Source organism: Kineococcus sp. AC630 (assembly GCF_979255925.1).
Genome location: NZ_CEEDMJ010000006.1, coordinates 228641 through 236230, shown reverse-complemented (window position 1 = coordinate 236230; position 7590 = coordinate 228641). Strand labels below are relative to the sequence as shown.

Genomic DNA, 7590 nt, shown 5'->3' with positions numbered 1-7590 from the left:
GGGTGGAGGGAGGTGGGGGGAACGGGTGTGGGAGTGAACGGGCGGAGCGCCTGTGTCGTGGGGCAGAGTGGAGCCGTCGCGCGCTGGGGTGCTCGGACCTGAGGGGTTCGGGCACCCTTCGGCGGCTCCGGACGTTCGCACCCGCGGACGCCCATCGACGAGACGAGGCCACGTGACCACGACGAGCGCACTCCCGGGCAGCCACTCCGGCGAGCCCCTCGCCCTCGACCCCCGGGAGCTCCCCGCGGCCCTGGAACGCCTGCGCGGCACCGCCGACGCGCTCGCCACGACCGTGGACCGGGTCATCCAGGGCAAGGACGAGACGGTCCGCCTCGCGCTGACCGTCCTGTTCGCCGAGGGGCACCTGCTCGTCGAGGACGTGCCCGGGGTCGGCAAGACGATGCTCGCCAAGACCCTCGCCCGGGCCGTGGACGGGACGGTCCGCCGGATCCAGTTCACCCCCGACCTGCTCCCCAGCGACGTCACCGGGTCGAGCATCTGGAACCAGGAGCGCGGTGCCTTCGAGTTCCGCCCGGGTGCGGTGTTCGCCAACGTCGTCATCGGCGACGAGATCAACCGCGCTTCGCCCAAGACCCAGTCGGCGTTGCTGGAGTGCATGGAGGAGGGCCAGGTGACCGTGGACGGCACCACCTGGAAGCTGGACCGGCCCTTCATCGTCTTCGCCACCCAGAACCCGGTGGAGATGGACGGCACCTACCCGCTGCCCGAGGCGCAGCGCGACCGGTTCATGGCGCGGATCTCGATGGGCTACCCCTCGGCCGACGCGGAACTGACCATGCTCAACGAGCACGGCGGAGCGGCCCCGCTGGACGCGGTGAGTCCCGTCGTGGACGTCGCCGAGGTTCGGCTCCTCGCCCGGGCCGTCCGCAGCGTGCACGCCGCCGAGGCGCTGAAACAGTACGTCGTGGACCTGGTGCGGCGCACGCGGGTGCACCCGGACCTGCGTCTGGGCGCCTCGCCCCGCGCCGCCCTGCACCTGCTGCGGGCGGCCCGCTCCCGGGCTGCGCTCGAAGGGCGTGACCACGTCCTGCCCGACGACGTCCAGGCCCTCGCGGTCCCCGTCGTCTCCCACCGCCTGCTGCTGACCGCGGACGCTCTGCTCGCCGGCCGGGACGGGTCCGACGTGGTCACCGACGTCCTGCGCACGACGGCCCTCCCCTCGCCGCGGTGAGCGCACGGTGAACCAGGGTCCGGTGCGTCTGCGCCCGACCGCGCGGGGGTGGTCCTTCGCCGGCGTCGCGGTGGTGCTGCTGATCGGCGCCCCCGTGCTGGGGCAGCGCGACATCCTGCGGGTCGGGGTCCTGCTGGCGGTGCTCCTCGTCGTCGCCGGCTGGTCGTCGGTGCGCAGCGCGAGAACCCTCGACCTCGTGGCGAGGTCGAAGTCCGAACTGGTCGAGGCCGGGGTCTCCAGCACCGTGCGGTTGACCGTCCTCGGCCGGTCGCGGTCCGGCGTGCGCCTCGTCGTGGAGGACCAGGCTCCGCTGACGCTCGGCGGGACGGCGCGCCTCGCCGTGCCGCGCCTCCAGGAGGGCCAGACCCTCGACCTCGAGTACAAGGTGAGAGCTGAGGTCCGGGGGTCCTACCCCCTCGGACCGGCGACGTTGATCGCCCGTGACGTGTTCGGCCTCGTGACGGCCAGCCGGACCGTCGGCGAGAGCGTCACCCTCGACGTTCTGCCCCGCGTCCACCCGCTGGCCGACCTCACCCTCGGTGAGCTGGGTGGAGCCCGCGGTTCGTCCGCGAGCGCCTCGGCGGCCGCCTCCCCCGACGACGTGTCGATCCGGGAGTACCGCGTCGGCGACGACCTGCGTCGGGTGCACTGGCGCTCCACCGCTCGTCGCGGGTCGGTCATGGTGCGTTCCGACGAGCACCCCGGCCGCCCCGACGTGGTGCTGCTGCTGGACAGCCGGGCGGGGGCGCACGCGGGCCGGGGCGCGGGTTCCTCGCTGGAGTGGGCGGTCAGCCTGACCGCCTCGGCCGCCGTGCACCTGCACCGGCGCGGGCACCGTGTCCGACTGCTGCACGACGGCGCCTTCGACCCCCCGCGCGAGCTCGACGACACCTCCGCCGTCCGCGGGTTGATGCGCTCGCTGGCCCGGTTGCAGCCCGGCTCGCCGGACGGGCTGGCGCGTTCCACCGCCGCCCTCGGGCGCGCCGAGTCCACCCTGCTGGTCGCGGTCCTCGGGGCCGTCGACGAGGACGACGTCGCTCCGCTGCTGGCTGCGCGCCCGCTCGGGGTGCCCGCGCTGGCGATCCTGGAACGGACCGCGGCCTGGGCGAGTCCCGGGCCGTCGGAGGACGGCGCCGGTCTGCAGCGTGCGCACCTGGTCCTGGCCCGGGCCGGCTGGCGCACCGCGCTCGCCGGTCCCGGTGACCCCGTCTCCGACGTCTGGGCCCGGCTGACCCGCACCGGTGCGCGGGGGGTACCGACGGGGGTCTCCTCCGGCACGGCCGCCGGCGTCAGCGACACCACCCCGCTCACCGACCAGGAGGTCGCCCCGTGACCCGAAGTGCCCGTACCGCCCTGTGGGCGGGAGTCGCGAGCGCCGCCGCCGTCCTCACCCTGCGCCCGCTCGTCGTCTCCTCCGGGTGGGTCGTCGGGGCCCTGGGGATGGTCTGCGCCGTGACCGCCTCGGGGTTGCTGGTCCGGGGACTGTTCCGTCGTCGGGGGCTCGCCGTCGGGGTGCAGGTCCTCGTCCTGCTGGCGGTGCTCCTCGTGCTGTTCGGCGGGAGCACCACCCTGCTCGGGGTCCTCCCCACGCCCAGCACCCCGGGCCGGTTCGTGCAGCTGGCCACCGACGGGGTGCAGGTCATCCGTCGCTACAGCGTGCCGGCCGTCGACCTGCGGGGGCTGCGGTTGCTGCTGGTGACGGGTGCGGGGCTCACGTCCCTCGCCGTGGACCTCTTCGCCGTCACCCTGCGACGGCCCGCGCTGGCGGGGTTGCCGCTGCTCGTCGTGATGGCGGTGCCGTTGGCCCTGGCCCCCGGTGGTTCCGGGGCGATCGCCTTCGTCATCGCGAGCATCCCGTTCCTGGTGCTGCTGGCGGGCGACCGTCGCGGGGCCTTCCTGCGCCCGGCCGGGTCCGCCCGCCGTTCGGTCGCGGGGGTGACCGCGAGCGCCACGGCGGCCGTCGCGCTGGTGGCTGCGATCGCCGTGCCCGCGGCGGTCCCGGGTCTGGACGAACGGCCGCTGACCATCGACACCGGCCCGGGCGACACCATCGCGGTGATCAACCCGATCCTGAACCTCAAGGCCAGCCTGGGCGCGCGGTCGGACGCCACGATCCTGACGTACCGGACCGATCAGCCCGATCCCGCGCCGTTGCGGATCGTGACCGCTGACGTGTTCGACGGCGAGACGTGGGCGCCGAGCACGGGGGCGGACATCCCCCGCAGCCAGCGGGTGCAGGACGGTCTGTCACCCGCGCCGGGCCTGTCCGAGGTGGTGCGCGACGCCTCGACGGTGCGCACCACCTCGATCTCGGTGCGCGGGCTGGACCAGACGTACCTCCCGCTGCCGTACCCGAGCCTCGAGGTCGCCATCAATGGCGACTGGCTCTACGAGACCGACAGCCTCAACGTCGTCGGCGACGGTGAGACGACCCGGGGCCGCTCCTACACGGTGAACCACCTCGAGGTGACGCCGACGGAGGACCAGCTGCGGGCCGCCCCCGCGGCACCGGGCGACATCGAGTCGCGTTACACCGAGCTGCCGAAGGACCTGCCTCCGGTCGTTCAGCAGACGGCCGAGCAGGTCACGGGTGGGGCGAGCAACCCGTACGAGAAGGCCGCCGCGTTGCAGCAGTGGTTCCGTTCCACCGGGGGGTTCACCTACTCGACGGACGCCCCCAACGACGGCGGCACGAGTGCGGTCGTGGACTTCCTGACCCAGAAGTCGGGGTTCTGCGTGCAGTTCGCCTCGGCGATGGCCGTGATGGCCCGCTCGCTGGGGATCCCCGCCCGGGTGGCCATCGGGTTCCTGCCGGGTCAGGAGAACTCCACCGGCGGCGACGACGGCACCAGCAGCTGGCGGATCAGTGCGCAGGACGCGCACGCCTGGCCGGAGCTGTACTTCGAGGGAGTGGGCTGGACCCGCTTCGAACCCACGCCCGCCACCCGGACCGGTCGGTCGCCGTCCTGGACGGTACCGCTGACCCCGGTGCCGACGGCGACTCCGTCCTCCTCGGCCTCGGCGCCCGTCGCCGGGCCGTCCGCCTCGTCCCCGACGGCGACCTCCTCGACCGCGACCTCGACCGCGACCGGTGCGGCTGACGCTGCGCCGCTGACCGGCTGGGGCCGGGTGGCTGCGCTGCCGTGGGGATGGATCCTCGGAGCCCTGCTGCTGGTGCTGCTGGTCCTCACGCCGTGGGTGTCTGCGGTGGTGACCGGGCGGCGGCGGTGGGCCGGGGTGCACGACACCGGTTCCTCGGCGGAGGCGGCCTGGTCGGAACTGGAGGAACGGGTCCACGACCTGGGGGTGCACTGGCCCCCGTCGACGACACCCCGTCAGCGGGCGGCGGAGTTGCTGGCGTTCACCGTTCCCGGCTCGCCCGCGGCGGAGGAGGTCCAGCGGATGCGCGCGGCGGTGGAGGGCAACCGCTTCGGCTCCCGGCCCACCGCGGCGGGTTCGGTGCTGGTGGAGTCGCGCACGGCAGCCCAGACCGGGCGCCTGGTCCGGGCGCAGGTCGACGTCGTGGTCGACACCGTGGCGGCGAGCCGGTCGCGGTGGCAGCGGTGGCGGGCGCGGCTGTTCCCGATGGCCGGGGTGCGTCGGCTGCTGGCGTGGTGGGACCGGGACTGACCGGTCCCCGGCTCACCGGGGTACGACGAGGACGGGCGCCGCGAGGATCTCGCGGCGCCCGTCCTGGTGTTCTGCGTGTGGTCCGCACCGGACCGGGTCCGGTGCGGAGTGGATCACCACTGACCGCGTCGGCGGTCCCACCGTTGCTCGAGGCGTTCCATGAAAGACCCGCTCTTCCGCGACTTGGCCGGTCGCGTCGGGCGTGGGCCACTCGCGGGAGGCTGTCCGGCGGCGGTCCCCGACGTTCCCCGAGCCGGCGAGAAGGCCCAGATCGTGCCGGCGAGCATGACGATGAAACCGCCTGCTCCCAGCCAGATCAGACTCATGCTGGCCCCGATGATGAGGAGCACGAGACCCACCACGACGGCAGCGATGCCGATGAAGAGGCGCCGCTTGGCGGCGCGTCCGTGACGAGAACCTTTCATGGCGTTGGCGAACTTGGGATCGTCCGCGGACAGCGCACGTTCCATCTGCTCGAGCAGACGCTGCTCATGTTCCGAGAGCGGCACCTGTACCTCCTGGCGTGCGCACGTTGAGCTTCAAGGATATGTCCCCGCGGCTGCGGACGAAACTCGGCTTACCACATCGTCGCGTACCGACCGTCGTGCCGTGGTGCTGTTGGCGTGTCTCGTACCTCTGCCGGATGAACGACGCAGCTCTGCAGTCGGTTCCACCGCAGGTCAGACGAGTGTGCCGGATGCCCACCGGGAACGCTCCCCAGGGCCTGGCGATCACCGGGGGGTGAGGAGAGTGGCAGGTCTCACACTCCCGGCCCCGAAGCGGGCACCGGCCTGGTCGACCGCCCCGTCGGCCTCGCGCCACCCGTGGGCCCGTTCCCCGAGGACCAGCTGCCGCGGCTGGGTCGCGGCGTCGGCCAGCCCTTCCAGCCGGACCCCGACCAGGCGCAACCGGGCGCGGTCCAGGGCGAGGGCGTCGAAGAGGTCACGGGCGGTCGTGTGGATCTCCCGGGTGACGTCGGTGCGTTCGCGCAGGGTGCGGGACCGGGTGATCGTCGTGAAGTCGGCGAAGCGGACCTTGAGGACGACCGTGCGTCCGGCCATCCCCGCGGCCCGGGCGCGCGAGGCGGTCCGCTCAGCCAGCCGCAGCAGTTCGCGGTGCACCACCCGGGGGTCGTCGACGTCGCGGGAGAACGTCTCCTCGGAGCCGATGCTGCGTTCGGGGGCGACCGCCACGACCCGACGTCCGTCGCGGCCCCAGGCCAGGGCGTGCAGGTGCTTGCCGGTGGCCTCCCCCAAGCCGCGCACCAGCGTCGACTCCGGGGTGTGGGCGATGTCGGCGACGGTCCGCAGGCCGAGCCGGGCCAGCGCCTCCTCGGTGCGCTCCCCCACCCCCCACAACGCCGAGACGGGCAACGCGTGCAGGAAGGCGACCGTCTGGGCGTGCGGGACCACCAGCAGGCCGTCGGGTTTGGCCCCACCGGAGGCGAGCTTGGCGACGAACTTCGTCGAGGCGACCCCGACGGAGCAGGTGATGCCCTGCTCGTCGGCGATCCGGTCACGCAGGGCCGCGCCGATCTGAGCCGGGCGGCCGAGGCGGCGGAGCGCACCGGAGACGTCGAGGAAGGCCTCGTCGAGGCTGAGCGGTTCGACGACCGGGGTGACCGACCGGAACACCTCCATGACCCCCGCGGAGATCCGGGAGTAGTCCTCGTGGTGCGGGAGCAGGACGGTGGCGCTCGGGCACAACCGTCGGGCGCGGGCCATGGGCATGGCGGCGTGCACGCCGTAGCGGCGAGCTTCGTAGGTCGCGGACAGCACCACCCCGCGGCTGCCGCCGCCGACGATGACCGGGGTGCCGACCAGGTCGGGGCGGCGCAGCAGTTCGACGGAGGCGTAGAAGGCGTCCATGTCGACGTGCAGCACCGTGCAGCCGGAGTCGTCGTCGTCCAGTCCCCAGCCACCGGGTGCGCTGGGACGCCGCAGCTGCCGGCGGCTCACCGCCCCCTCCCCGTGGGAGGGAGCGGTTCAGCGGGTCGCGTGCAGGTGCAGGTGGCCGGCGAGACCGAGCAGCTCCGGTGAGGCCGAGGCCCGCGACTCCAGCTCGCGCAGGAGGGCGAGGGCGTCGTCGGACCCGGTGCCGGCCGAGGGCACGACGTCGCTGAAGGTCCGGGTTCCCTCGACCGCGGTGACGTCGAACCCGACCGCTTCGGCCAGGGCCGTCGCCGAGGCGCGGTCGAAGCGTCGGCGCAGCGGGTCGTGCCCGCTCCAGCGGTGGTCGGGGTCGGAGAGCACGTGCAGCGCCTGGTCGAGGTGACCCGCGAGGACGCGGGAGAGGACGGTGGCCGGCCACTGCGCGACGAGCAGGCTGAGCCGGCCCCCGGGGCGCAGGACCGTGTGCGCGGCCCGGAGCGCGGCGGCCGGGTCGTCCACGACCTCGAGGACACCGTGGCAGAGCAGGACGTCGACGCTGCCGGGTTCGAGGACGGCAGCGAGGTCGGACGCGTCGCCCTGCAGGGAGCGGACCCGGTCCGACAACCCCGCCTCGACGGTGCGACGCTCCAGCGCGGCGAGGGCGTCGGGCGAGGGGTCGACGACGACGACCCGGTGACCCAGCGCGGCGACCCGCACGGCGAGCCCACCGGTGCCGCCACCGAGGTCGACGACGGTGAGTTCAGCGCTGCCCGGGCCTCCCGACCCCGCGGCCTCCTCGAGCAGGCGTGCGACCCCTTCCCAGAGGACCGTCGACGTGCGGGGACGGCCCCGTTCCTTCGCCACTCGTTCCTCCAGGGTCGTGCGGTTCGTCCGGTC

General features: G+C 74.0%; 6 protein-coding genes. 3 read left to right on the top strand and 3 right to left on the bottom strand.

Annotated features, from left to right (window positions below; all coding sequences use genetic code 11):
• Window positions 1–172: 172 nt before the first annotated feature.
• The 3 genes from AC0I8G_RS08980 to AC0I8G_RS08970 are packed head-to-tail and all read left to right on the top strand — an operon-like array spanning window position 173 to window position 4822.
• Window positions 173–1192, top strand: coding sequence for an AAA family ATPase (locus AC0I8G_RS08980; protein ID WP_380260049.1), 1020 nt, complete (start codon window positions 173–175; stop codon window positions 1190–1192).
• Window positions 1193–1199: 7 nt separating this feature from the next.
• Complete coding sequence (locus AC0I8G_RS08975; protein ID WP_471729592.1) at window positions 1200–2525, top strand: DUF58 domain-containing protein; 1326 nt, start codon at window positions 1200–1202, stop codon at window positions 2523–2525.
• Window positions 2522–4822: a transglutaminase TgpA family protein gene (locus tag AC0I8G_RS08970; RefSeq protein WP_471729591.1), complete on the top strand. Its 2301-nt coding sequence runs from the start codon at window positions 2522–2524 to the stop codon at window positions 4820–4822. The genes AC0I8G_RS08975 and AC0I8G_RS08970 overlap by 4 nt, the downstream gene beginning before the upstream one ends.
• A 113-nt stretch (window positions 4823–4935) precedes the next feature.
• On the opposite strand, the gene AC0I8G_RS08965 is transcribed toward AC0I8G_RS08970, so the two are convergent.
• The 3 genes from AC0I8G_RS08965 to AC0I8G_RS08955 form a co-directional block, all read right to left on the bottom strand.
• Window positions 4936–5331 (bottom strand): DUF3040 domain-containing protein, encoded by a 396-nt coding sequence (locus AC0I8G_RS08965; protein WP_328295682.1) that lies wholly within the window; start codon window positions 5329–5331, stop codon window positions 4936–4938.
• Between the two features lie 222 nt (window positions 5332–5553).
• Window positions 5554–6780, bottom strand: a complete 1227-nt coding sequence (dinB, locus tag AC0I8G_RS08960; protein ID WP_471729590.1) for a DNA polymerase IV — start codon at window positions 6778–6780, stop codon at window positions 5554–5556.
• Window positions 6781–6807: 27 nt separating this feature from the next.
• Window positions 6808–7557, bottom strand: a complete 750-nt coding sequence (locus AC0I8G_RS08955; protein ID WP_471729589.1) for a methyltransferase domain-containing protein — start codon at window positions 7555–7557, stop codon at window positions 6808–6810.
• Window positions 7558–7590 lie beyond the last annotated feature (33 nt).